The organism is Cupriavidus sp. D39 (genome assembly GCF_026627925.1).
Classification (GTDB): Bacteria; Pseudomonadota; Gammaproteobacteria; order Burkholderiales; family Burkholderiaceae; genus Cupriavidus; species Cupriavidus ulmosensis.
Genome location: NZ_JAPNLE010000006.1, coordinates 397,220 through 422,834, shown reverse-complemented (window position 1 = coordinate 422,834; position 25,615 = coordinate 397,220). Strand labels below are relative to the sequence as shown.

Sequence of the window (25,615 nt, the reverse complement as noted above, 5' to 3'; positions counted from 1 at the left end):
CAAAATCCCGTACAGGCCCCGGCTATGGCCATATCGCCATCGCGCAGCGCGGTGACATGCAAGTGGCCGAAACCTTCCTGCCGATCAATCACCTTGTGTTCTCCAATCTCAAGACCTGGCTGCGCGGTATTCATCACGGTGTCAGCCCGCAGCACCTACAAGCCTATCTCAACGAATTCACCTTCCGCTTCAACCGCCGTTTCTATCCCTTCAACGCGTTTCGCTCTCTGCTCGGCATCGCTGGTGACGTCACCGCGCCGACCTATGCCGAGCACTATGCAAAAAATCGCTACCCACTACATGGGAGCTAACCGGATAAGCACGGTTTGATCTTGTCCATCAGCCAGCCTATCAGGAGGGTACCAACGGAGGCGCCCACCAGGAGCATTGCCGATACAACTGCCGCCGCCTTTTCGATCGGATGCCCGGACTGCACGATCAGAGACGGTAGCCAGCTGGTCAGCAGGTAATAGACGAGCAAGTCCATGAAATACGCCACCCACAAGAGCACTGAGCCGAGTCCCATGCCACCAGTGAACAAGCCTGAGATCGACGCTTGGTGTTCGCCCTTGAGCTCCGGCAAGGTGAACTCGGTGTCTCGCCCGTAGCTGAGATTGCCCACACGCGAAAGGCCTCGGCCGATGCGCTCCGCCGGCGCCTTTTGCACGAACATGAAGCGTGCCGACTCGGGCAACGCGACGAATACCAACAGCGCGCAAATCGTAGGCAGCTCGCCACCCAGGAGGAGCATGCCTTTCCAGCCAAAGATTGGCAGCAGGTGGGCGGCAGTGACTCCGGCACTCGCGGCGCCCAGCGAAACCCCGACGAACATCACCGCAATCAGCCGCGCGCGGTCGCGTTCCGGGCTGTACTCGGCCAGGAGGGTGGTCGCGTTCGGCAGGGCGGCACCGAGCCCTACTCCGGTAATGAAACGCCACACACTGACATCGACATCACCGAGCCGGAGAATGCGCAGCCGAAGGTGCCAATGGCGCACAATGCCATGGCGAAGAGAATCACGGTTTTGCGCCTCTTGCGGTCCGATGTCGGCCCCAGACCTAGAGCGCCGACAGCGACGCCGAACAGCCCGGCGCCGATCACCGGTCCGAATACATCTTTCTCGTCGGTGCGGGGCATGGCAGTCGCCCTCCGAAAGCGCCGCGATCAACGTGCTACGCTGGCTTATTCAATCGGCAGTCCAACGTAGTTCTCCGCCAAGGCCATGGCCCCGGCGCGGGAACTGGTCACGTAGTTCAGCTCCGATAGTTGCAAGCGGTTCTGGAACTCGTCGGTGCCGGGGAAGGTGTGCAGCATTGAGGTCATCCACCAGGAAAAGCGCGTCGCCTTCCAGATGCGCCGCAGCGCGGTCTCCGAGTACTGGTCCAGCAGGTCGCTGCGGTTGGATTTGAAGTATGCAGTGAGCGCGCGGGCGAGAATCTGCGCATCTGTGGCAGCTAGGTTCAGCCCCTTGGCGCCGGTCGGCGGTACCACGTGTGCCGAGTCGCCGGCGAGGAACAGGCGCCCGTAACGCATCGGCTCGACCACCAAGCTGCGCATGCCGATGACGGTCTTGCTGAAGATCGGCCCTTCCTGGGGCACCCACCCGTCCTGGGTCGCGAGCCGTGCGCGAAATTCGGCCCAGATGCGATCGTCGGACCAGTTCTCGATTTTCTCCGTGGGCGAGCACTGGAAGTACATGCGCTGGATGTCGGGTGAGCGGGTGCTGACGAGCACGAATCCGCGCTCGTGCATGGCGTAGATCAACTCGTCGGACGAGGGTGGCGCCTTGCATAGGATGCCGAACCAGCCGAAGGGGTAGAGACGCTCGTGGACCTTAAGCGCACCCGCGGGGATGGACGGCCGGCAGATACCCTGGGTGCCGTCGCAGCCGGCGATGAAATCGCAGGTGATCTCTTCGACTACGCCCGCCTTGTCGCGGTAGCGGATCTTCGGCTTGGTGGTGTCGAGATCGTAGACGCTGACGTCTTTGGCTTCGAAGCGGATGTCTCCGCCGCTGTCCAGACGCACCTTGATGAGATCCTTGATGACGTCGTGCTGGGCGTAGATCATCACCGACTTGCCGCCGGTGAGCGACGGGAAGTCGATGCGCTCGTCGCGCCCGTCGAAGCGCAGGATGATGCCTTCGTGGCGGAAGCCTTCCTTCATCATCCGCTCGCCGGCGCCGATCTCGTTCATGAGGTCGATTGTGCCCTGTTCGAGCACGCCGGCCTTAATGATCGCCTCGACGTCGTCGCGACTGTGTCTTTCTAGTACAACCGACTCGATGCCCTGCAGGTGCAGAATGTGCGACAGCAGTAGCCCCGCCGGGCCGGCACCAATGATGCCTACTTGGGTACGCGTGGTGCGCATGTTTCCTTTTCCTTGGTTATCAGTTGTTCAGATGCTTCACCGGCACAGGAGGCTTGGTAGATCGACGCGCCGGATGAGCCGCGTTTCCTGCGCGGTGATCAGATGCCCGGAAGCCGACAAATAGGACGGGAAATCCGGGTGCGCGTCGCGCGCCAAGCAGCGACGTTCATATTCAGCCAGGTCCTGGTACGCCCACAGATGCACGAACTGGTTCAGCGGTCCGACCTGGCTCACGTAGAAGCCCACCGGATGGCCTAGCGTCTCCAGCAGGATCGGCATGGCCAAGCGGTCGAACACCTCTAGGAACTCGGGCATCTTGCGCAGCGCGATGGTGTAGATGCGGTGGTCGATCAGGGGCTTGTCCAAGTAGTTCATGCCTTTGCTCCTACCTTGTCCGCGATGTGGTTGCCCGTGATGAAGCCGAAGGTCATGTTGGGACCGTGGGTAATGCCCGCGCCGGGGTAGTTGCCGCCCATGATGCTGGCGCGGTCGTTGCCCACCGCGTAGAGTCCGTCGATCGGCGTGCCGTCGCCCTTGAGCACTTCGCCGGCCACGCTGGTCCTGACCCCGTCGAAGGTGCCCAGGTCGCCCATCACGACCTTGACGGCGTAGAACGGTCCTTTCTCGATCGGTGCAACGCACGGATTGGGCTGGCGCTCGGGGTCGCCGAGGTAGCGATTGAACGCGGTGCTGCCACGCCCGAAGGCCGGATCTTCGCCCCGCGCAGCGCCCACGTTGTACTCGCGCACGGTTTGCGCCAGCCCGGCCGGGTCGAGGCCGGCATGGCTGGCCAGCTCGGCCAGCGTGCGGCCCTCGAACAGGTAGCCGTTGCGCAGATATTTGCCGATCGGCATAGGGGCAGGCTTGACAAAACCCAGACCGTACTTACCCAGGGTGGCCTTGTCGCAGACCAGCCACATGGCCGTCTCGTTCTGCCCTGCACAGGCACGAATCAAGGCCGCGCCCACGTCGTGATAGGAGTTCGATTCGTTGGTGAAGCGCTTGCCGTTGCGCAGCACGCCGATCACACCGGGCTTGTAGCGGTCCAGCAGGTGCGGGAACACGCCGAATTCACCATTGCCATACGGCACGCGCGATACTGGCATCCAGGCCGCGCTGTCCTGGTAGCGGATGTCAGCGCTGCCGCCCGCCGCCTCGGCCATCGCCACACCGTCGCCGGTGTTGCCCGCCGGCGTGGGCGAGAGGTGCTCGCCGCCACGTGCGATGTGGGCGTAGGCGCGCGCGATGCGCTTCACGTCCTGGGGGAAGCCGCCACAGGCCAGCACCACGCCGTACCGGGCTTGGATGCGGCGCTCGCCGCCCTCACCGCCGGCGCGCACGCCAACAGCCTTGCCGCCATGCATGATGATCTCTTTGGCCGGAGTCCCGGTCAGGATGGGAATCTTGAGGTCCAGCGCCGATTTCGCGAGTCGCGCTGCCAGCGCGTTTCCGCTGGTCACATTGATGCCGCGGCGATAGAGCAGCAGCTCCTTCATATGCGTCGCCAGGCGCCTAGTCACATAGAGGAAGGAGGTCAGCGACTTGGTGGCGCGGAAGAAGTGCTTGAGGTCCGCGTTCGACGAATTGAACATCATTCCCATGAAGGTGATCGTCTTGAGCGGCGGCTTGAGACGGCGCATGTCCTTGCCCAGCCCGCGAATGTCATAGGGCGCGGCGAGGATCGAGCGGCCGATGTCGACGCCGCCGGGCGCATCCGGGTGATAGTCCGGATAGAGCGTGGGCACGAACTTCATCTCGGTCTCGCGCTCGAAGAACTCGACCATTCTCGGCCCGTTCTCGATAAAGCACTGGACCGCGGCGGCATCGTAGTTGTTGCCCGTCTCGCTCATCATGTATTCGCGCACGCGCTCGACGGTGTCAGCCGGGTTCTGCTGCTGGCCATATTTGCTCAGCGGAATCCACAAGACGCCGCCAGACAGCGCGGTGGTACCACCGAACACGGGCTCCTTTTCGAGCACGATGACATCGAGGCCGCGCTTGCGTGCAGTGATCGCGGTGGCGAGGCCCGCAGCACCCGATCCGACCACGACCAGATCGCAAGTGATCTCCTTGGCCATATCTTCTCTCCTTGTCGTAATGGTGTGATGGAGCTCACGCGGCCGGGGTCGCGTTGAAACCGGGGCGCGGGACCATGTCCATCAGCATGCAATCGAGTCCGCCATCGACGAGCACCTCCGCGCCATTGACGTAGGCAGCCAGGTCAGAGGCGAGGAACAGGGCCGGGCCGGCGAGGTCCTCCGGCTCGCCGATGCGGCGGCTCGCGGTGGCGGCGGCGCGGCGAGCCTCGAAGCCCGGCTCCTCGTAGAACTTGGCGGACAGCGCGGTGCGGATCATGCCGGGCAGCACGCAGTTGCTGCGCACCCCGCGCGGGCCCCACTCCGCCGCCAACTGCCGCGAAAGCAGCAGCACGCCCGCCTTGCTCGGGCTATAGGAACCGCTATTGGTCTGCGGATTGAGCGCCGCAATCGAGGCAACGTGGACGATACTGCCCTTGCCCGCCGCCAGCATGTCGCGCCCGAAAGCTCGAGCACACAGAAGATAGCCGGTCAGGTTAACGGCGATGGCCTGGTTCCAGTCCTCGATCGAGACCGTCTCAAGAGGTCCGGCGCGCAGCAGCCCTGCATTGTTGACGAGCACGCTGGCCGCCCCGAGCGCTGCGCGAACCTCGCCAGCGGCTGCGGCAACCGAAGCTTCGTCCGACACGTCGCAGCCGATCGCCTGCGCCACCGCACCGGCCTTCCGAAGTTCGGCGGCGACAGCTTCAGCGCCGGCAAGATTCCGATCCACAAGCGCCACATGTGCTCCCACATCGGCGAAGGCGCGCGCGATGCCGGCACCAATGCCACTGCCCGCACCCGTGACCACGCAGACCTTTCCATCGAGGTTCAGCCGGTATGGCGTCGAGGCGGCTGCGCGGTTTTCAAGTTCCTGTCCCACGCGATTATGGTTCCTGAGATTTTCCATGCGATTTGTCTCCTGAAGTCTGTATCGCCATTGAACGCTTCGAGCGCCTGTGGAACAATGGACAGAGACCACGTGTAATAGGACATATCGTGCATCATGGCCCATGACCAACAGCGCCGCCAGCCCGTTCCGCATTTCGCGCTCTATGGCGCGGAAGCCGGCCAATCCTGGGTCGACATGGTCCATTACGAACGCATTCCCCTGCGTGCCGGCCGTTTCGACTTCGACATCCAGCCGCACGTCCACGATGCGCTGATCCAGGTGCTCTACGTCACCGGGGGGCGGCGAGACCTTCATCGACGGCAGGACCTGGGCAGTCGAAGCGCCATGCCTGATCGTCGTGCCAGCGCACTCGGTCCACGCCTTTAACTTCCAGAGCGACATCGACGGTCACGTCATCACCGCCGCGCAGTCTGCGCTGGAATCGCTGGCGATGACGGCCGCGCCCGAGCTGCTGGAATTCATCCGCACGCCGACGGTGCTGTCGATCGATCCCGACGTCGAACGCGGCACACCTCTGGAGACCCTGTTTCAGTCGATCAGACAAGAGGCGGAGAGCCACGAGCGCTGGCAGTTCACCGCAGGCGCAGCACTGACGATCACCCTGTTCATCAAGATCGGGCGCCTCAGCGAGAGCGCCCGGCTTTCAGCCAGTTCCGAGCAGAGGACAACGGCCGCGCGGATCGAGCGGTTCCGCGCCCTGCTCGACCGCCATTGCCGTGAGCGGCGGCCGGTCGCCAGCTATGCCGACGATATGGGCGTGAGCACCGGCCAACTCTCTCGCATCTGCCGTGCCACCTTCGGGGTCTCGGCAATCGAGGCGATCGATGCACGCTCGATCCATGAGGCCAAGCGGCTGCTCGGCTATTCGACGCTCAGCGTGAAGCAGATCGCCAGTGAACTGGGCTTTCAGGACGAGGCCTATTTCAGTCGTTTCTTCCGCAAGCAGACGGGACTCCGGCCAACCGAATACCGCTCTGCGGCCCACGATCGATCCTTGCCGCCTGAAAAGGGGAGAGCGGGCTGACTCGACCTCGCCCCCTCATCCGGTTTAGGCCTGGTTTAGGCCGATAACCTACCCAGCTTCACGAACAGGTGCTCCGGCCCGGAGTTGGTCAGATTGTTGCCCCGCACATACTGGATCGGCCTTGCCGGATCGAGCGCAATATCGCCAACCTTGCGGGCCAGAGCCTTCGTTGCGACCAGCGTCTCCAGCTTGGCGAGCGGCGCGCCAAGGCATTTGTGCATGCCATTGCCGAAACCCAGGTGGCCGCTGGAATCACGGTCGATGTCGAACGTCTCACCGTTGGCAAACTTGCGGCTATCGCGGTTCGCAGCCGACAGCAGCAATCGCACCACCGCACCCTTAGGCAGATCAACGCCCGCGACAGTGGTCGCCTCGGTGGTGATGCGGCTCACACGCTGCACGGTACCACGATAGCGCGCCACCTCCTCGACGAAACGCTCAGCGTCGGAGGGGTTTTCGCGGATACGTCCCAGCAGATTCGGCTGTTCGGCGAACATGCGAAATGCATTGGCCACAAGGATCGTCGTAGTGTCGTGCCCAGCGATGAAGACGAAGGCACACAGCTCCTTTGCTTCCTTTTCCGAAAGTAGCCCGTCCTTCCACATGCGCGCGATATGCCCGCCGATCGACTGGCTGCCGGTGCGAACGAGCCGCTCCATCGCCTCCTTCAGGTAAGCGAAGAAGGCCTGCGCGCTCTGCTCGTCGGTGCCGGTCCCCGGCGCATTGCGGGCGAGGCGCCCGAAGTAGCTAAAGGTCTCGTCCGACCAGAATTTCATTTTCTCCTCATCCTCGTTCGGCACGTCGATCATCGTGGAGATGGTCGAGATGCTGAGCGGGATGGCGAAATCGTTGACGACGTCACCGCCGCCTTTAGCGATCATCGCGTCGAGCAGGTCCTCCGCCCTTTGCTCGATCTGTTCGATAAAGGGATCGAGCGACAGCGGCAGGAAGGATGGCTGGACGACTTTGCGTAACCGCGTATGGTCGGGCGCATCGAACAGCGTCAGGAACGTCAGCGGTGGCGGGCTGACGACCTCGGAGGAAAACAGCTTCGGGTTGCGGATCGCCTGGTAGACATCGTCATAGCGCGAGAGGAACCACACGTCCGAAGTCGCCGACTGGCAACGCAGCACCGGCGCATGCTCCCGCATCCAGCGGTAGTGCTCGTAAGGGTCGCCTTGCGAGCCGTCATCGACCACCTTGAATGGCTCCAACCCCTCGGGCCAGTCCAGTTCGTGTGAATAGGCCGGAAGGGTCTTGGCCGTGAATGGGCAGACCTGCGGCGCGCTCTGCGGCACAGCAGACGGGGAGAGGGGAGCGCTGCGACCATGGGCGCCGTCTTGCCCATCGCCATACGCTCCAGCGCCCGGCTCATCGTGGCCTTGGAATGGAGCGCGTGCAGCGCAATCACGTCCCGCGCCGCGTTCAGGTCGCCCAGTTCGAAGGCGGCGACAATGTCCCGGTGCTGCTGGACGATATCGCCGACGATCTCGATCTGGTCGGTCAGCGCGCGAGCGATGTAGTCCTGCACGGCCAGTTGCCGGTAGAGCGCGATCAGCTGGGCGTTCCCGGAAGCTTCGATCGCGAACATGTGGAAGGCGTGGTTTGCCTCGATGTAACGCGGAATGTCGGTAAAGCGTCGCCCGGAGACGAACGGCGCCGTCGCCTCGGCGAGCTTCCGAAAAGTGATTAACTGCTCGCTCGACAGCCGGCCCATGGTCAATTGCGCGGCCCCCAGCTCGAGAGCCATGCGCAAATCGAACGCCTCGTCGACATCAACCGGAGCGACGCGTTCTTCGCCGGTCTGGACCACCAGGCCGGTGCCGGCGAACTTCTCATAGTAGAAATTCCGCGGCCTTAGCCCTTCAGAAGAGAGAAAACTGCGAACCGCATCAACCATCGGCGGCGGGCCGCAAAGGTAGACATCCGCATCGCCACCGTTGAGCTGGGAAGCGACGATATGGTGGGTGACATAGCCCTTGTTGGGATAGGCACTCTCGGGGCTGGCGACTGTGCAGGCATAGGTGAAATTCGACAAGCGCTGCGCATAAGCTTCAAGCCGGTCGATGCCAACCAGGTCCTCATCGGTGTTCGCACCCAGGATCATGTGGATCGGATACGGGCTGCCGCCGTCCTCGACGACCTTGTCAAGCATTGCGAGGAACGGCGCGAGGCCCGTGCCACCCGCGAGAAACAGCACCGGCCGCTCGATGGGGCGCAGATAGAAGCTTCCCATCGGGCCGCGAAACTCAATCGGGTCGCCTACTTTGGCGCTTTCGCAGAGCCAGGTCGACATCGCGCCTTGAGGCACATTGCGCACAAGGAAGGACAATTGCGGCTCGGACGGCCCGGAGCTGAAGGAGTAGGACCGTGTCTGATCGGTGCCAGGCACCTGGATGTTGACGTACTGCCCGGGAAGGAACCCGAGATCTTCGCGATTCTCGAGCTCGACCGAGAAGGCGATGGTGGTGGCGGACGATCGTTGACAAGCGGCGATCCTTCCCCTGTAGGAGGACGGGCCGGTACCCGAAACATCGGAGTTCGTAGCGATCTGGATCACGCAATCGGAACGCGGGCTCATCTGGCACGTGAGAACCTTGCGGGCGCTGGCCTCCTCCGGAGTAAGCGCATCCTCCACGCAGTCGCCCAGAACATATTCGCCGGACTCGCAGTCCGCCTTGCAGGTGCCGCACACACCATCACGGCAATCGAGTGGGATATTGATCTTGGCGCGAATGGCGGCGTCTGTGATGCGCTCGCCCTCCTCGCACTCGATGAACCGGGTCACTCCGTCCTCAAAACGGAGTGTTATCTGATGGGCCATAGCGGTGTCTCCTCGAGAGCAGCCCAAACATGCCGCTCCGCTGGCGGTATGATCGAGCAGGGTGGCGCGCGAGATAACCTTGCTTCTCGCAAGCTCCCTTCGCGCGCCCGGTGGGTTTCAGGATGCGAATTTAGAGCCTGAACGGTATTCCCATCAACGGACAGAGACGGCGTCCACCGGGACAAAACGTGCATTGCGGTGGAGCCGGGTGAACGTTGGGGTCTCCCGCACTTTATGTGACGGCCGAGTCGGGAACGGCCTTCGTCTCCACGCGCACCACCACCATCCTTCTTGTTGACGAACGTGGGCGTGAAGGAGAGGTGCAAAAGATGGGGAGGCCGATTTCGTCAGGCGCCCGGACTTTCCGTGAGCATGTCACGGCGTGTTTTGTTCGGCGACCGGTGCAAGTTCGGCGATGCTGGTCTGGTGGATTGGCTGTGACGCGAGACAGCGAGCAATCACACCATGGCCGTGGGCAAATCGCTCCAACACGCACAGCCCGTGCGGCGGTGGTGCGAGGAGATAACGCTTTTGCCATCATGACAGCCGAAGTGTGCCCGACCTCCGACCGCCCGGCCGCTTACGACCAGTTCTCCAGTAGCGCTCTTGCCTGTCTGACATCCACGAGCACCAGCGCGTCACCCAGCACGCGCAGCCCCGCTTCAATCTGCCCAGCCCGTCCATAGGCATCGGCGAGCAGTCCCAATAGGGATGGTCGTCCCAGTGCGGCCCCGGTCGCTTCGTGGGCCCGAAGTCCCTGGTGTATCAATGCGATTCCCTCCTCACCGTTACCTTGCCTGGCGAGCGCCCAGCCGCGCAGGATCGTTGCCCACGCCAGGTAATGCGGGAACCCCTGTTCGCAAAGGCGCGCGCGCAGCAAGGCTGCATGGTGCTCGAGGACCGAGCCGGCGCTTAAGGGCCTTCAAAGGCACCCCTTTCAAGGTGACGAAAATTAGGGCACCCTCCGTGTTCTCGAACCGAAAATGGAGTCAGTGGCGTGGTACTGGACGCAGTGGTGGAACGCTTTATCGAACACAGCCCGATCAGCGTGATGGCGCGCCTGGGGTTGCAACGCGCCCTTGATCCGGCCTGGATCGATGAGTTGTTCGAGCAAGAGCGTGAAACGCAGTACACGCGGGAGTTATTGTTCTCGACGACGGCGGAACTCATGTCGCTGGTCGCCGTGGGGCTGCGCCCGTCGGTGCATGCGGCAGCCAAGGCCAGTCCGGCGCTGCCGGTTTCCATCACCGCGCTGTACGACAAGCTCAGCCGGACCGAGCCGGGGCTGGTTCGTGCCCTGGTGCAAGGCGGTGCGCAGCGGTTGGGGCCGGTCGTGCAACCGATGTTGCGCAAGCAGCCGCCCTCGGTGGACGGCTATCGCCTGCGCATCGTGGATGGCAGCCATTTGCCGGCGAGCGAAAAGCGCCTGAAACCATTGCGTGGGTTTCGGGGCGCGGCCTTGCCGGGGCAGTCATTGGTCGTCTATGACCCGGATACGGCGATGATCGTCGATCTTGTGCCATGCGAAGATGCGCATGCTCAGGAGCGGGCCATCATGGAAACGCTGCTCGAATCAGCCCAGCCTGGCGAGTTGTGGATCGCCGGTCGGAATTTCAGTACCCGTGCGATTCTTACCGGCTGGCAGCGTCGCGACAGTGCCTTTATCGTGCGTGAGCACGGCCGCAATCCGAGCCCCAGTGAACTGGAGCAGGCAGTCGAAATGGGGAGAGTCGAGACCGGCATCGTGTACGAGCAAGCCGTCAGCATTCAGGATGAATCGAATGCGCCGCTTGTACTCAGGCGCATCGAATTGCGGCTGGATCGCGCTACCGAGGACGGCGACACTGTGATCCGCCTGCTGACCAATGTCCCGGCCTCACAACTCACGGCCCAGGAAATTGCGCAGCTATACCGGCGACGCTGGAGCATAGAGAATATGTTTCAGCGACTCGAATCGGTGCTCAACAGTGAAATCCGTTCGTTGAGCCAGCCACGCGCGGCGCTGCTGGCCTTCGGCGTGGCGGCGCTGGCGTACAACGTGCTGAGCGTGATTGCGACTGCGGTGAGAATCCGCCATGAACTGGATACCAGTGACATTGAACTCTCTCCGTATTACCTCGCCAGCGAAATCCGGGCGACGTATGCCGGCATGATGATCGCGGTGCCGCCCGAGGTGTGGCAGGCCTATGACCCACTCACGCCGGCCCAGCTTGGCCGGACACTGCTAAACATAGCGGCGCGCGTTGATCCCCGCGCGATGCGCAAACATACGCGGGGACCCAAAGCGCCCAAGAAGAAAGGTTATGTTGCAGGCTGTGTGGCACGGCGGCATGTCTCTACCGCACGTGTCATCAAGGCTGGCCGTGTCGTTTGATCACCTTGAAAGGGGTGGCCTTCAAAGGGCCGCCAGTGCATTTTGTCGCGCGGCCCACTGGGTCCGCAGTGCATCGAGCAGATCGCGGCTGTTCGGCTAGCGCCCGAGGGCCACGCTATAGCCAAGGACCGCGCGTGAGCGCACTTCCACCAATGCCACCACCCATAGTCGGTGCAGCCTGCGCTGAACGTAATGACCATCGGGGTGGCGCACCATGACACACATCGCGTGATCGATCAGGTGCGCATCGCACTCGACGCGCTCGAACAGCGCCAGGCTCGGGCGCTGGCGTCCGTCGCCGGTTCGCAGCTTGGACGCGGCGGTGCTGCCCAGCATCGGCCCGGCCAGCTGCCCCAGATGACTCGGGATGTAGCGGCGCACGTAGGCGGCCACGCTTTTGACAGCCAGGGACTGGGTATTGAAGGGGTAGGCGCCTCCTCCTGCAACCCAAGTCGTGCGCATTCTGCAAGGAAGGAGGCATGCACGGCCTGGGTGGCATGGGTGCCGCTACCCGGGCGAAGGCGCGAATGGGAATTGGTGAGCACCGAGTGCATAGCAGCTTCGACACTCGGGTACTTGCGCAACAGCCACGAGAAGGCGCCGGCGTAGCCCGCATCGGCTTCACCTCTTGGCGCGGGCTTGACTCGGCAAGCGGCGCTCAACAGCCGCCACGGCACGAGCCCGGCTTCGCCAACGATTTTGGTCATCGGGGCCGCGCTGAAGGCAGCGAGCCACCAAGCGTGTTCGGACAACGGTCGGGACTTGGCCATGGCGCCCCCGGTAATTCGGCGCGCTGGGCACCGTGGCAGCGCGCCTGGCCCCCTATCTATGGGCGTGGGCCAAGCACACTTACTCATAATAGGAGTTGGCGCGGCAGGGCAGCGATTGCGGCGATTCGGCACCGGGAGCCGAGTTGGAGGGGAAAAAGGCGGTGCAAAATCGAAGTGGATGTAGCGGTGAGCAGAAAAATAATTTACATTGCGTTTTATTCGCCATTTCAGGTCGGTTCGGATTTGCGCTCGCTGACTTTTGTTGTAATTCAAGCACTTAGCCCCAACTTTTCCCCATCATGGCTCAAGAACTCGAAAAGCTTGCCACCACCAAGCTCACACGCACAGAATTTGCCGTGGTGCGTGCTTACGCTCAGGGTATGCGGCCCGTGGACATCGCCAACCGCTATCTGCTGGACTCAGATGTCGACGAAGGCTTAAGCGAACCGGAAGCGATCCGGCGCATTCTGTTGCTGCGCGACCGGTTGGTGCAGTTCGCCCTACAGCATAACCAGCCCGAGATCGCAGCCATGTTCGAGGCGTTGCGCGCGCGCTCGGACGTGGGCATGACCCGGCGCGTTGACGCCCTGTCCTCGCTCGAGCAACTTGGCCAAGGCTACCCACAAGCCCACCATGAGGTTTCGCTGTGGTTCAAACCAAGCTTGGCGCGCCGGCTGAAGGCAGCCAACCTCCGGCAGATCTCCGATCTGACGGCGTTGGCAAACCAGCGCGGCAGCAGCTGGTGGCGAACGGTGCCGCGTATTGGGGCACAGTCGGCGGAGATCATCACCAACTGGCTGATGCGGCAACGCCAACCGTTGGGCGAAGTGGCCATCTGCGCCTACGTTCTCCCCCTTCAGCGCACGCACAGCGGGAGGCGCTATTGCCGCTGACATTGGGCCCCCGCATGCCCTATCCGGTGCCGCTTGAGCGCATGCTTGCGCCGGATCCGGATACAGTAGTCAAGCGTGCCCTGACGGCTGACCTGGTGTTTGTGCAAGGTTGGCTACAGGCCCGCGCGCCGCATACCCGCAGCAGCTATCGGCGCGAGGCTGAGAGGCTACTGTTGTGGAGTGCCGGGCGCGGCAAAGACCTGGGAATGCTGGAAGCGGAAGATATTGTTGCGTATGAAGCTTTTTAGCCGATCCCCAGCCCTCTCGTTTCTGGTGCGGACCCAGTGGGCCGCGCGACAAAATGCACTGGCGGCCCTTTGAAGGCCCGTTGAGCGCCGGCTCGGTCGCTGCTGCTTTGCGAGTCATTCGCGCGTTGTTGCGGGCGATGGCCAAGGCCGGACGGCGGTTGCGCCTGCCAGCAGTTGCTAACCGTGCTACGCGGGCGCAAACACGACGGCCGCCGCCTGCCGCTTCCGACATTGCAGCTTTCCTGGACTGGCTGGGAAACACTGGACATGGCGCGCAACACCGGGCCGCGCGCGCCGTGGCGCTGCTCCTGCGTGTTGCAGGCATGCGGGTGACAGACTTGGCTGGGCTGTGCTGCGCTAGTCTGGAAGTCACAGAGCAGGCGAAGAACCTCAAACTTCTCAGTTCGCGCCGGCGCCCGTTGACGTTAGACGGGGCGACTTGGACGGCTTTGCAGGCGCATTGGGCTGATCGCGGCTGGACCACGACAACTCCGCCCCCACAGGCCGCCCTGCTCGCTCCCGTTGTACTTCCCTCCACCAGGCGCGGGCTTCATAAACGTTTGGCCGGCGACGCGGCAGGCTACTCGGCCAGCGGGCTGGATCAGCTGATACGGCGCCTATGGCGAGGCTTTTGCGAAGCGCGTGGCATAACGTCCGAGGGTTTCACACCCACCCAGCTGCGAGTGCGCTCGACTGATCCGGACTGATTCACTTCAGAAGTGTCCTGGAGCAAGCTGTTTTTTTGTTCTGGTCTTAAGACCGGTTGTCTTCGTTCGCCCACCATGGCTCATACCAGCGGCTTCCGGACAAGATTGTTGCGGCAGACGGAAATTATTCGTCTTTTCAAGCACTTAGCAACTCGCGGATGGTTCGCCGTCAATGAGAGTAGCAGCTTGAATGCTGACCTGAGGCCTGCTGCCGCCAAGCGGCGATCGATGTTGGTGCCGGTGTTGTCGGCGGGATGCGGCTCTGAAAAGCCAAAACCCCGCATGCGCGGGGTTCCGATGGGGGAGGGCCGGGATCCCGGACTCCCCGTCTCAAAAACGATTGTACTGACGGCGCCCCTCCACCGCTCGGTGGGGTGTCATAGGCCCTGGAGCAGCTTCAGCGCCTCTTCCACTCGTTTGATGTGGGTGCGAGAGAGGTTCGCAACTGCAGCGCCTCCCATCAATCGGTTGTTCGAGATAGCCCGTACCTGATCGATCAACAGGTCCGTCTCCTCGGGCATGGCGCCGGGCTTGCCAATTGCTACTCGCAGAGGAAAGTAGTCCTGGTCCCGTCTCACCTGAGTAGTGCCCGGCACAACTATCGTCGTGGGGTGGCCTGCGTCGTTCAGAAGGTCGGTCTGAATGACGAGAGCCGGGCGCTTACGCTTGCCCGGCTCTACTTTTGGCGCCTGGGGTTCGAAATCGACCTCCCAGATCTCACCTCGCTTTACTTTAGGCAAGCCCATCTCCTGCGGAATCGTCGAGGGCTTCGTTGAAGGCGAGATGTTCGGCCGATAGGCGGCGCGAGAGCATGGCAATGCGCTCGGCCATGAGGCGTTCATTCTTCTCGCGAACGGCTTCCCGGACATAGTCCGAGTTCGACATCCCCACCGCTTTGGCGAGGCTTCTTGTCTGCGACGCTAATTCCGGCGCCGCACGGAACGTCAGGACAGCTGCGCTCATATAGGTGCTCCAGAGTATAAGTGTTCGTTAGTGCATATTACGCACTCCCGTCCAGTGCGTTAATTGTAGCAGATTTGTGTATTACATCAACGTATGACGAATGGCGAATCGGACCGCGGGGCGGAGTTGAACACAAATGCCGTCTTAGGTACTTTGGCAGTCATGCCCCGCCAGCAGTTGATTGATATCGAGACTCCATCACACGGCTTCAGTACCCGCTGTCTACGCGTCAAGTAGTGCGTTACCGCGATCGCATGCAAGGCTCGCTTCCGGTCGGTGGTTAGCTTTTCCCGGGAGGGAGACGATCCCTCTGGATCCCAATGGGTGGTTTCCGATGCATTGGACTTCCTCCACCCCCAGGCTTCGCCTGGCGCGATCGTGGCTCAATGGCTGGCCCAAACACTGCCCTACCGACGCTTCGCCGACCACCTCGCGGTGGCCTGCGCACGGCTCGGGGCCGATGTGGCTCGCTATTCCTTCACCGTAGTAGACTTGCGCTACCAACTCCTTGCCCGTCTCCCGGCGCACTCAGTATATAAATCCCGCCCGTTACGCTGCCGCAACCCGTGACTCGCCGTTCCGTCAGACTTACTCATTCCTGCTCAAACGGGCCAAAGCTGACTTCCTGCTTCGTCGAGGCTGGTTTCATCCCGGCATTACAGCCGGGACCAGAGCCTTCCTCTCCCAAGCTGACCCGTGGAACTCACGGGGTAACGCGCAAGTTGATCGCGGCGTTCACGTCGCGGGCATGAGGCGTGCCGCGGGTCGGGCGCGTCCACGCCCGGACTGACAGCGGCAGTGCATCCATCCTGTTTCCGCAGCACAAACACGTCTTGCCGCTGGCGATCAACGGTCCGCCACCACCACTACGCCACTCCGCAACGTCGCCTTGTACTCCAACCGCGGCGAAACTCGAAAGAAGCCCATGTCGGCCACCGATCGAACCAGGTGCCGCACGTTCAGACCCTCGATCCGATGGTGTGAAACCGGCGGGTGAGGTCGCTCGTGAGCTCGTGCAAGTCATCGGAACGAATACAGGAGACCCGGGCATGCAGCCGTGCGAGCTTGCTTTGGCCTTCTTTCGGTTGGCCGAGCCTTTCGGCACGCGACTAAGGCTGCGCGATAGACGCCTCAGGCGCCCAAGCACGCTTTGTGAGGCTTCGGGCAGTTGAGAATGATCCAGGCCGCCAACGGTGAGACTGACAAACCACCTTTCGGCCACACGGGAGACTGTGGGCCACATAGTTTTCCCCAGCGAAACGTCGACAACGAACTGGTCGTTCATTGAGCGTAACGCGGTCGCGCAAGTGAGGGCGTTCTTCGTCACCTCCGGCATCCACGGAAACTGCTCCCGTTGATGGCATTTAGTTGCCAGTGTAGCGTTGCCTGCGATGGCTTCGCCCGGCCAGCGTCAGTCTTTCTTGTTGGTGCGTCCATTTCGACTGCTCCCAACAAGCTTATAGTAGATTCAGAGCGGGCCAATCTAGCGCCCTCCCCTCTCCACTCACTCTCTGGGGTCATGCAGACTACGATTACGCACAGCGTAAATTTTTGTGTTCGTTGAAAATTACAAATACAAAAGACACTGTCTGTGCATTTGGCTACGAAACCTTGCCCGCCTTTCATACATGTAGCTGGCATTGCATACTTTTTGCCGCCTCGCGGAGCGCGTTGGGATCCGTTTCGGCGCCGAAACGTGAGCCACCAGTCCGTTCGAGATGGTAACCCGCTAGCACTCACGGTTTATAGCGTAGACAGCCCGTCTCCTCATTGAGCAACATTCAATGGCGACTCGACGGACAGCCTTTCGGCGCCGAAACGAGTAAAAGCTTGGGTCACTCACGGTACTAGGACCACCGAGGCCATTCCATACGCGGGAGCTGAGAGACGACAGGAAAAGCGAAAAGACGCTTTGAGCTTCATCCGCCGGCGCCTCTCCTCGTCAAACCAGACCAAGTCGAAGGTCAATGCGACGAGATGCGTTATCACAGCCGGGACCGCAACTGGAAAGTGTCACCAGGCATTTCGGCGCCGAAAACGCTCTGCTCGAACACACATGCGAATCCTGTCCGACATGAAAAACCCGAAGAACGCCGGCGCCAGATATGGAAGCTAAACGATGCCAAGAAACGACCAGCGTGACGAGAGACAAGTGGCATCGCCTGTTTCGGCGTCGAAACCGCAGCTACAGAGTTCCAGTGAACGCCTGATGCTAAGCCAATGAAGCAAGGTCGAGTATATGGGCCAACTCCCGGCCGCCTACTCGTGACCTTAGAGAACAGCGTTTCGGCGCCGAAACGAGGCTGGACCAGAGCGCGGAAGCGTGACCTACGACAAGGAGCAACCACCTGGCAGTTCTGACAGAACCTTACTGTCGAACGCCCAGCCCGACTGAACGCGATACACCACGATTCGGAATCGTGCCACGGCCTCGATGACGTTGGACTCTCGACCCAACCACGGTCGACCTCGTGTAGTCAGATGGAAATGCCCAGGTAACGTTTCGGCGCCGAAACACTGCCGCTACCTGGCAAATTCCCAGTGACCGCCATGCCGCCAGCCGCTCAGATCAGAGCGGAAACTCTTCTTAGCACGAGGTGCCTTCCATTTCCCACCTGCTGGGTGACCAAGCAGCGGGAGGATCCACGGTTGTTAAAGGGAGTAGCTCCGCGAGGCCCCTTTTCGGCGCCGAAACGGGTTGAGCGCCAAGTAACCAATCGTAACTGGGCTTTCACCCCCGAGGCATTGATCCTAACTTTCTCGCATCGGACTAATCCTCCACCCGTTTCGGCGCCGAAACGTGATAGCCACGGTCTTCCGCTCGGAAGCGGACGACATTCATGGTTTTTATTTAAAATTTCTACAAATTTGTGTTGTTTTTATGCGTTATCTTTAACGGAAAAAATTAATTAAGCTACCATGCCCAGTGAGCCATTTCGGCGCCGAAACGGAGTTGCGCATGACTGCGAAAGTAATCACGGTCTTTAACCAGAAGGGTGGGGCGGGGAAAACCACGTGCAGCCTGCACGTAGGTGCAGGCCTCGCACTACGGAAACTGAGGATTCTGGTGATCGATGCCGACGATCAGGGAACAGCTTCTCGGTGGATCGCTTCCGCAAATTCTGCGAACACCGCCGGCAAGCAATTCCCTGGCGATATCAAGAACGTCTTCAACTTCGAGACTAGGATTCATCGTGAGATCGAAAAGGAGATCGAAGATTATGACGTCATCATTGTTGACTGCCCGCCATCTGCAAAGTCGCCTGTAGCCTCCAGCGCGCTTCTTGTATCCGATATCGCTGTAATCCCGGTTCAACCGACTCCACAAGATATGTGGGCCTTACCAAAAGCCCTGACCCTAGTTGAGAGCGCTCGAGAGAAGAATACCGAACTGATGGCGCTGGTAGTGGCCAATCGGGTAACACGGACTTCCGTGGCCTCAGCGGTTGTCGAGCAACTTGGCAACCAGAGCATCCCGTTGGCAAAGGTCTCACTCGCGCAGCGAACCGCATACTCCGACTTCACCGTTCCGACAGGGACCGCGTACGGCAGCCGTGACAAGAAAGCGATCTCCGAGATTAACGCGTTCGTTGACGAGGTCACTCGCATCATTTCTCTTTAGGAACTGAGCTATGTCAAACAGAAAAAATCGCCTGGCCGGTGCACTCTCGGAATCCTTTACCGAAGAAGCGAAGTTGGTATCCAATGACGCGCAGAAAGCGCGAGACCGCTTCCGGCTCGCCGACAAACTGGAAAACGCCGGTGGCGTAATCGTAGAACAGCCGCGTCCTGAGGCAGTGACTCATGTGGCTATGCTAGAGGGCGATATTCGGGTCGTAGAAATCGAGAAGGTCCTGGAGAACCCCTCAACGCACGTCGACTCTACGACGAGGAAGTGGTAAAGGATCGTGCTGCGTCCATCGCCACGAACGGGCAACTGACACCCGTCCCGGTGATCCCAAATAAGGACCAACCCGGTACTTTCATCCTCATCGACGGTCATTACCGGCGACGAGCGCTTCTATCCCTGGGGCGCAACGAGATAAAAATAGATATCAAGCGCATCAACGATCGCTTTGATCTCTACCGGCTAAGCTATGCGCTAAACGATCAACGTAGCCCGCAAACGGCGCTCGACGATTCGCTTGCTTGGACTTCGCTCCTGGAAAACGGCGAGGCTGATCTCGATAAGATCAGTCAGGTCACAGGTGCTTCGAAGGCAAAAGTATCCAAGACAGTATCTATCGGAAAGCTTTCTTCTTCAGTTCTTGAAAAGGCGACCGCGACACCGGCGCGCTTCGGACTTGAAATGCTCTACGAACTCTTCCTCTACGAGCAAAAGCATGACGAAAGCAAATCGCTCTCGCTGTTGGAGAAGATCATTCGCGACGACTTGAGCACCCGCGATGTTGCGTCAATTCGTAAGAACGAAGAGATGGTTCGCAGTCGGAAGACGAAGGAGATATCTCGGCAGTATAAGATCCGCAGCGGCGATACCGAGATCGGATATATCAAGGATTGGGATTCCGGACGTCTTGTATTCGAAGTCACCCAGACCGATGCCGCGGTCAAAGAATCGCTTCTTGAAGATTTGAAAGCGTTAGCCGAAAAGTACGGTGGCATTAGCCACTAGCAGGTCATTGTTTAGGACGGGTCTGGCTTGCTGCCAAGCGCTCACGATTTAATGATCGACTAACGTACACCAGGTCATTCTTAATTTCAAATCCTGCCAGAAACCCAGATAGGACCAGTTTCTGAAGAGCAGCCTTTAGGCGAAGCCTGAAGCCTGGCAGGGACTTCTCCTTTGCTCCACAAAGCTCGCGGTACTTACTAACGCTTAGTGCCAGCGGCTCACGGTGGGTTGACAAGAAACTATGAAGCCAGAGGGCAAGGGGAGAGCGCTGACCGATTTTCTTTCGCTCCGACCACTCCATCAGTGTGAATGAATCCTGAGTAAACAGGCCTGCGATCTTTGGTTCAAGCCACACCCGCCATTTGCTTAGCGATTTGCCGGCTGAGTCTCGCCATTCAAATGATCGAATGAGAGAGCCCGCATACCCTGCTTTCCCACCATCGGCGAGCACTTTAACCGAATTCGCTGAGAGGCGGTCAAAACACTCTTGTAGATGCTTATATTCTTGGCCGTTGATAGTCCAACCCACTTCTTTCAAAAAAGCATAAGCGGTGAACTCAACGGGCTCATCCTTTGAAAGAGGACGTTGCCGCGCCAGGTGAAAGACGGTCAATAGGACGCTCATGTCGTCCTGGCGAAGTTCTTCACCCTTGTAAACGATATCCACGTTTGCGAGCGTGGCTACTTTCGTGCCCTTGTAATATTCACGATTGTCGTCCTTCGTGGCCGTAAATAGTGCCCCTCGCGCAATTGCATTCGGCATCCCCCGCTTGTCTTCAATCCAGAACGGAAGTTCGAGAGGGACAGGCGCGTTGACAATACCTTTCGAGCGCCTTTCCATGGCACTAGCGAGCAGTTTCTCGGTTGCCCCCATGAGCCTGGCAGAGCTGCTTGCTCGGACACCGGCGCCAGCCACCCGGCCGCTGCGGGCAGCTGAAGTGTCGTCTTGAGCTACAAGCTCGAACTGGTCGGGGTCGGTTGGTTCCATTGGGGTCCACTGTGGACTGCGTGTTGGTCTGCTGCATTATGAAGTGCTAAGGACCGATGTCAACGTGCCACTATTGGTTATTCAGCGATGATCGTTGATAGTTCACCGATGGTTCTGAAAATAGTTCTCACAACAGCCGTTGTGCCGCGGTTCGGTGCCGGCGGGAGTGGAGAGGTCGAGGCTTGGTTGCTCTATGATTAAGAAAAAGATTAAAGACTGATTAGGGAACCCCGTTTCCCCTTATAAATCATATAGTTAGCCCTGATTTTGATCGGCGAACAATCAATAGTGACATAGCTATTCTCCTATTAATGGTACGGCTATGTCACTAATAGCAGATCGCCGATCCACTATTGACATCTCGGCGATCTGCTATTGATGGTTCACCTATGCTCCAGGCCCATGCGGGGCCGCGGGATCGGTGCGGGCTCGACTCCAATGAGCATGCCTCACCTATCGATAGTGAGCAGACACTCTCGTTGCTTTCTTTTGTTTATAAGGCTTTTAGCGATTGAGGTGGCCGGACTGTTGGCGAAGTATCAAAAGGCGACGAAAAACAGGTAGCTTTCGCGGGAGCGTACGTGTGGGGAAGGGCCGATCCTTCTGTAGTGTGCTCTAACAGGCATATTTCAACGGGGCCTTTCTTGATAGTTCGCCAATCACCCGTAACCGAGGCAGGGCAGCATCGAGAGATTTCCACAAGTCAGTCTGAGGAAATGATTGGCGAGCCACCTGGAGGCCCTAGGCAGTCCTTCAATGACCAAGGGCATGTGCCGTCCCCTGCCAGTTTGATCGGTTCGTCATTGCTCCAGGATGAGGGGCACCGCTTGATAGCTCGCCAATGGTCCCGGAGCAGGCCTAAGCGGCGCCGGCTTGATAGTTCGCCAATGGTCCCGGAGCAGGCCCCGGCGACGCCGGCTTGATAGTTCGCCAATGGTCGCGGAGCAGGCCCCAGCGGCGCCGGCTTGATAGTTCGCCAATGGTCGCGGAGCAGGCCCCGGCGGCGCCGGCTTGATAGTTCGCCAATGGTCCCGGAGCAGGCCCCGGCGACGCCGGCTTGATAGTTCGCCAATGGTCGCGGAGCAGGCCCCAGCGACGCCGGCTTGATAGTTCGCCAATGGTCGCGGAGCAGGCCCCAGCGACGCCGGCTTGATAGTTCGCCAATCGTCGCGGAGCAGGCCCCCAGCGACGCCGGCTTGATAGTTCGCCAATGGTCGCGGAGCAGGCCCCAGCGACGCCGGCTTGATAGTTCGCCAATGGTCCCGGAGCAGGCCTCAGCGGCACTGGCTTGATAGTTCGCCAATGGGGTTGACGACGGTTCGCCAAGCCGCTGCGAACGCGCATCTCAGACCCGGGTATCAGGGGACGGGAACGATGCGAGGGACGTGCGGGTCGGATTAAACCAAGCGCGTATCGCCGCATCGGCTACGGCGTATCCCCTGTTGATGAGTCGCTCCTGGGATCGCGCGTACCTAACTGCTAGGTTCGTCGGTACCTGGGCAAGATCGGTGGTGCTCGCCGGCGGGCACACTAGCCGCGGATTACAGGGGTGCATGGTGATGTCATGCTGGATATCCCAGAAAGCGCCGTTGCGCTCGCCATTGGTCGGTGCGTGGAGCAGCAGCCGCTTGCGCAGGACCCGTACTTGGTTATCCAGCACGTCGATGCAACGATTGCCTAGACTAGGGACAGCAAGTTCCTGCTCACCTTGGGCTGCGGCGCGAACTGCTTTCCGGCATTGCTAACAAACAGGGCGTGATACCGCTTGTAGCAGGTTTCCAGCCCGAGATTGTCGTAGACGCCGCCGTCGGCGAGGGCGGGCTCCCTGCCCGTCGACGGGAGCGTTCGCGGTTTCCACGGGCGGCTCGCCTACGGCCGAGCGAGAATCGGCCGGCTGCGCGAATAGCGGTTTTCAATCGCCAACTGAAGTGCACGTCTTAGCGAGAGCGCGCACGACGCTATTCTCAGCATTCCAAGGGTGCGTGCGCACAGTGGAGAGGCAACCCTTCAGACCAAAAGCAAACCGCGCGGTACTCGTGCAGGAGCGAGCGGCCTTTCCTCGTAAGAGTGCGGGTCCGCTGATTGCCGCGCGGGACAGGGGTTACCGGCGGCCGGCGACTCTCCCGGCGCACAGCCGGCCCGGAGGAGGAGGGCGTGGAGTTGGCGGGCAATCCAGCGCGCCGCTCAAGCCGCTCTAACCGCGGCTCCCACACTATCCCAAGCGATTCGAGCCGAACCAGTCGTTCATTTGCCAGTTTGCCCGCCCTCCGGGCGCGGCGCTGCGAGTTGACCCACGCGCCTATGCTGAATCCGCTTGCGTCACCAACGGGCCATGTCGCGTCTTGGCTCGGACTTAAGTGACCAAACGTCTCGCGCCATGAGGCCGCCTTGGCAAATGCTTCGTCCCATGCCGCTTGCAGTGGATCCCACACGATACTCAACGACTCTAGCCGCCCAACGCGCTCGCAATCGAGACTTCCCTTCAACTTCGCTGCGCGCTGGCAACCAAGCCAATGCCCCAGGCGAAAAGCGCCAGATTCTGATTCAGGCCAGGTTGCACGCTGAGGCACATCGCAATGCCCATATCTCTTGTACCAGGCAACCGCACATTCAAAGGCATCGGCCCACGCATCGGCAGCGGGACTCCATACGACGCCCAACCCTTCGAGTTGCGCAATGCGGTCGACCGAAAGCTCACCGTCGCGCTTTGCGATTCTCTGCGCGTTCAACCAAGCGCCCAGACGAAACCCGTTCGGATCGTCTTCAGGCCACGTCGCCGCCTGAGGGGGGTGAATGTGCCATAGCGAGTTCGCCAAGAGATTGCATGGGCAAAGGCCTCGCCCCACGCAGAAGCGCGAGAGTCCCACACGAAGCCAAGAGACTTGAGCCTGGTCTGACGGGAGTCAGATAGGCGGCCGCTCTTTTGCGCCACGCGTTGTACTCGGACCCACACACCGAGTTGAAAACCATCCGGGTCATCCTCTGGCCAACGCGCGCTGCGACGGACATTGGAATGACCATGGACACGATGCCATGCGGACAGGCACGCGTAGGCTTCTTCCCACGCCGCGTCAAGCTGATTCCACACAACCCCCAACGCTGAGAGTCGTTCAGTTCGTTCGTTGGATAGCTTTCCGGTGCTTCTCATGTACCGCTGGGTATGCAGCCATCTCCCAAGCGGATAGGCTGATGGGCCATCATCCGGCCACCTCGTGTCGCCAGACACATTGCAGTGGCCATGAAGTTCCCAATGTGCCTTGGCGGCGCCGAAGCCTTCTTCCCAGCCATCGGTGAGCCTATCGACAAGAATAGGCTGTAGCGCCTCGGCCAACCCTATAACACGGCCAGTGGTAACCCATTCGATCTTCGCGAATGGAAGTGCCTCACTTCTCGAAACCGCACCTAAAGCCTGGCGCCGCCCCTTCAACGCCATTTCAAAGTCACCGTCATGCGCGCGCAGGGCATTGAGTACTTCCCAAACCGGCTTGAAATCGGTTTTCGCAATGACGTCGCTCGCCGACTCGCCAGTACCGAGAAAGACGGGCAGAACGATCGTGCCGTACTCCTTGTGTTTGTGCAGACGGATGGCGCGTCCTAGAGCTTGGATGATGTCGATCTCGCTGCCCCGCGGATCAATGAAGGCAACTCCGTCGATGCCAGGAACGTCCACCCCTTCGGTTAGGCATCGCGCATTGGTCAACACGCGGCGGTCGTCACTCGCGTCGCGAAACGACAACAGCTTCTGCTTCCGAGCGTTCGCATTCATCGCGCCGGATACGTGATCTGTAGCCGGGATCTCGGATATGGGGACATCTGCCCACATTGCTCGTGCTACAGCCGGGAGCTCATCGGCGAACTCCTTCGCGCCGCGCACGTGCTGATGGAAGCTGATTACCCTCCGCAGGTCGAATTCACGCATTGCCTTCAACAGGCCAACCTGCGCGGCGCACCGCCACATTTCGTTCGCGGACCGCCCGAAACCTGATTGGCCAAACTGCTGCAGCATCGATTGCACATCGGCATCGTCGATCAGGATTACCGCCACGCGGTAGTCGGAAAGAAGTCCCTGCTGGATGGCGGCACCGAATGAGAGCGTGTGAAAGCGCGAACCAAATCGCGCTTCGTCATTCATGTCGAATGCCTCGCGGACGCTATCCTTCCTTCGAGATGCGCGCCTATATATCCTTGGAGTCGCAGTAGCGAAGAGACGCCTGCTAGCGCGAATGCGATCGCCGTCAACGATCGTGGCAAAAGCGCTGCCCATATTGCCGGCGCACCGGTGCGCTTCGTCAGCGATGGCCAGGTCAAAATCCGGCACTACAGCATCTACTTGGACAGCGGCGATCAAATGGGAGGACTGGTAGGTGCAGAAGACCACTTTGCGGCCCGCCGTGCTCATGAACTCCGCAATACGTTGTGTATCTGCAGAAACCTCGAACCTATGTTCCATAAGATCTGCGGTGGAGACGTCCACAGGATCGTCATCGACGCTAGGTGAGCCGACAGTGCTGTCAGAGCAGACACATAGGGTCGCGTAGCGGTGCTGTGGGGAGCAGTTGTCCCGCCACTCGGAGGCGAATTGGTCTAGCAACCCGATCGTCGGTACCAGCACAAGTATTAAGTCTGCACCGATATCCTCGGCAATCCAGCGCGTTGTTAGAGTCTTCCCCGTTCCGCAGGCCATCACGAGCTGCCCGCGGCTAGCGCGCTTGAAGCCGGAAAGGACGTCATGAATGGCACGGGATTGATGGAGGCGGCGAGATTTCATTTCTTAATTTGCGACTTTGCGGATCGACAGGAGTGGATCAAGGTACATTGCGAACGAAGATAAGC

The 25,615-nt window shown here is 60.5% G+C and carries 20 protein-coding genes and 3 pseudogenes; 7 read left to right on the top strand and 16 right to left on the bottom strand.

Annotated elements, in window-relative coordinates:
* Positions 1-20: 20 nt before the first annotated feature.
* Positions 21-311: pseudogene (locus OMK73_RS06185) on the top strand (transposase); the annotation flags it as partial.
* Here the strand turns inward: OMK73_RS06185 and OMK73_RS06180 are convergent.
* Genes OMK73_RS06180 through OMK73_RS06155 form a run of 6 tightly spaced genes read right to left on the bottom strand, consistent with a single transcriptional unit; the run spans position 308 to position 5,328 of the window.
* The gene (locus OMK73_RS06180; protein ID WP_267601208.1) at positions 308-940 is read right to left on the bottom strand and encodes an MFS transporter; all 633 of its coding nucleotides are present in this window, start codon (positions 938-940) and stop codon (positions 308-310) included. The pseudogene OMK73_RS06185 and the gene OMK73_RS06180 sit on opposite strands and share 4 nt — an antisense overlap.
* Positions 916-1,137 carry an MFS transporter gene (locus OMK73_RS06175; RefSeq protein ID WP_267601207.1) on the bottom strand — a complete coding sequence of 74 codons (222 nt, stop codon included), beginning with the start codon at positions 1,135-1,137 and terminating at the stop codon, positions 916-918. Before OMK73_RS06175 ends, OMK73_RS06180 begins: the two co-directional genes overlap by 25 nt.
* A 45-nt stretch (positions 1,138-1,182) precedes the next feature.
* Positions 1,183-2,370, bottom strand: a complete 1,188-nt coding sequence (locus OMK73_RS06170; RefSeq protein ID WP_267601206.1) for a 4-hydroxybenzoate 3-monooxygenase — start codon at positions 2,368-2,370, stop codon at positions 1,183-1,185.
* A 36-nt stretch (positions 2,371-2,406) separates the two neighbouring features.
* Positions 2,407-2,745, bottom strand: a complete 339-nt coding sequence (locus OMK73_RS06165) for an NIPSNAP family protein (protein WP_267601205.1) — start codon at positions 2,743-2,745, stop codon at positions 2,407-2,409.
* Positions 2,742-4,469: an FAD-dependent oxidoreductase gene (locus OMK73_RS06160; RefSeq protein WP_267601365.1), complete on the bottom strand. Its 1,728-nt coding sequence runs from the start codon at positions 4,467-4,469 to the stop codon at positions 2,742-2,744. The genes OMK73_RS06165 and OMK73_RS06160 overlap by 4 nt, the downstream gene beginning before the upstream one ends.
* 13 nt (positions 4,470-4,482) lie before the next feature.
* Positions 4,483-5,328 carry an SDR family NAD(P)-dependent oxidoreductase gene (locus OMK73_RS06155; protein WP_267601204.1) on the bottom strand — a complete coding sequence of 282 codons (846 nt, stop codon included), beginning with the start codon at positions 5,326-5,328 and terminating at the stop codon, positions 4,483-4,485.
* Positions 5,329-5,451: 123 nt separating this feature from the next.
* Between OMK73_RS06155 and OMK73_RS06150 the strand changes: the two are divergent.
* Positions 5,452-6,382: pseudogene (locus OMK73_RS06150) on the top strand (helix-turn-helix domain-containing protein).
* Positions 6,383-6,417: 35 nt separating this feature from the next.
* Here the strand turns inward: OMK73_RS06150 and OMK73_RS38885 are convergent.
* From OMK73_RS38885 to OMK73_RS06135, 3 genes are all read right to left on the bottom strand, one after another.
* Positions 6,418-7,485: a cytochrome P450 gene (locus OMK73_RS38885; protein WP_267601203.1), complete on the bottom strand. Its 1,068-nt coding sequence runs from the start codon at positions 7,483-7,485 to the stop codon at positions 6,418-6,420.
* Positions 7,395-9,170 carry a benzoate 1,2-dioxygenase electron transfer component BenC gene (gene benC / locus OMK73_RS38880; RefSeq protein WP_267601202.1) on the bottom strand — a complete coding sequence of 592 codons (1,776 nt, stop codon included), beginning with the start codon at positions 9,168-9,170 and terminating at the stop codon, positions 7,395-7,397. The genes OMK73_RS38885 and benC overlap by 91 nt, the downstream gene beginning before the upstream one ends.
* Before the next feature lie 616 nt (positions 9,171-9,786).
* Positions 9,787-10,086: a hypothetical protein gene (locus OMK73_RS06135; RefSeq protein WP_267601201.1), complete on the bottom strand. Its 300-nt coding sequence runs from the start codon at positions 10,084-10,086 to the stop codon at positions 9,787-9,789.
* Between the two features lie 171 nt (positions 10,087-10,257).
* Here OMK73_RS06135 and OMK73_RS06130 point away from each other — a divergent pair, with 171 nt between their 5' ends.
* Complete coding sequence (locus OMK73_RS06130; protein WP_267601364.1) at positions 10,258-11,580, top strand: IS4 family transposase; 1,323 nt, start codon at positions 10,258-10,260, stop codon at positions 11,578-11,580.
* Between the two features lie 96 nt (positions 11,581-11,676).
* Here the strand turns inward: OMK73_RS06130 and OMK73_RS06125 are convergent, their stop codons facing one another.
* On the bottom strand, positions 11,677-12,042 hold the full coding sequence (locus tag OMK73_RS06125) for a hypothetical protein (RefSeq protein WP_267601200.1): 366 nt from the start codon (positions 12,040-12,042) through the stop codon (positions 11,677-11,679).
* 607 nt (positions 12,043-12,649) lie between these two features.
* On the opposite strand from OMK73_RS06125, the gene OMK73_RS06120 reads away from it, so the two are divergent.
* On the top strand, positions 12,650-13,243 hold the full coding sequence (locus tag OMK73_RS06120; RefSeq protein ID WP_267601199.1) for a phage integrase family protein: 594 nt from the start codon (positions 12,650-12,652) through the stop codon (positions 13,241-13,243).
* Positions 13,244-13,257: 14 nt separating this feature from the next.
* Positions 13,258-13,491: a hypothetical protein gene (locus OMK73_RS06115; protein ID WP_267601198.1), complete on the top strand. Its 234-nt coding sequence runs from the start codon at positions 13,258-13,260 to the stop codon at positions 13,489-13,491.
* Between the two features lie 1,084 nt (positions 13,492-14,575).
* Here the strand turns inward: OMK73_RS06115 and OMK73_RS06110 are convergent.
* Both OMK73_RS06110 and OMK73_RS06105 read right to left on the bottom strand, forming a co-directional pair.
* Positions 14,576-14,944: a type II toxin-antitoxin system PemK/MazF family toxin gene (locus OMK73_RS06110; protein WP_267601197.1), complete on the bottom strand. Its 369-nt coding sequence runs from the start codon at positions 14,942-14,944 to the stop codon at positions 14,576-14,578.
* A complete protein-coding gene (locus OMK73_RS06105; RefSeq protein WP_045242925.1) occupies positions 14,931-15,161 on the bottom strand; it encodes a hypothetical protein in 231 nt (76 codons plus the stop codon). Before OMK73_RS06105 ends, OMK73_RS06110 begins: the two co-directional genes overlap by 14 nt.
* 2,959 nt (positions 15,162-18,120) lie before the next feature.
* On the opposite strand from OMK73_RS06105, the gene OMK73_RS06100 reads away from it, so the two are divergent.
* Positions 18,121-18,783, top strand: a complete 663-nt coding sequence (locus OMK73_RS06100; RefSeq protein WP_267601196.1) for a ParA family protein — start codon at positions 18,121-18,123, stop codon at positions 18,781-18,783.
* A 13-nt stretch (positions 18,784-18,796) separates the two neighbouring features.
* Here the strand turns inward: OMK73_RS06100 and OMK73_RS06095 are convergent, their stop codons facing one another.
* A complete protein-coding gene (locus OMK73_RS06095) occupies positions 18,797-18,967 on the bottom strand; it encodes a hypothetical protein (RefSeq protein WP_267601195.1) in 171 nt (56 codons plus the stop codon).
* A gap of 68 nt (positions 18,968-19,035) precedes the next feature.
* On the opposite strand from OMK73_RS06095, the pseudogene OMK73_RS06090 reads away from it, so the two are divergent.
* Positions 19,036-19,794, top strand: a pseudogene (locus tag OMK73_RS06090) (ParB/RepB/Spo0J family partition protein); the annotation flags it as partial.
* Positions 19,795-19,798: 4 nt separating this feature from the next.
* Here OMK73_RS06090 and trfA read toward each other — a convergent pair.
* From trfA to OMK73_RS06080, 3 genes are all read right to left on the bottom strand, one after another.
* Positions 19,799-20,782, bottom strand: coding sequence for a plasmid replication initiator TrfA (trfA, locus tag OMK73_RS06085; RefSeq protein WP_267601194.1), 984 nt, complete (start codon positions 20,780-20,782; stop codon positions 19,799-19,801).
* 1,964 nt (positions 20,783-22,746) lie between these two features.
* A complete protein-coding gene (locus tag OMK73_RS38875) occupies positions 22,747-23,511 on the bottom strand; it encodes a helicase associated domain-containing protein (RefSeq protein WP_420715468.1) in 765 nt (254 codons plus the stop codon).
* On the bottom strand, positions 23,508-25,550 hold the full coding sequence (locus tag OMK73_RS06080) for a DEAD/DEAH box helicase (RefSeq protein ID WP_267601193.1): 2,043 nt from the start codon (positions 25,548-25,550) through the stop codon (positions 23,508-23,510). The genes OMK73_RS38875 and OMK73_RS06080 overlap by 4 nt, the downstream gene beginning before the upstream one ends.
* Between the last annotated feature and the right edge of the window lie 65 nt (positions 25,551-25,615).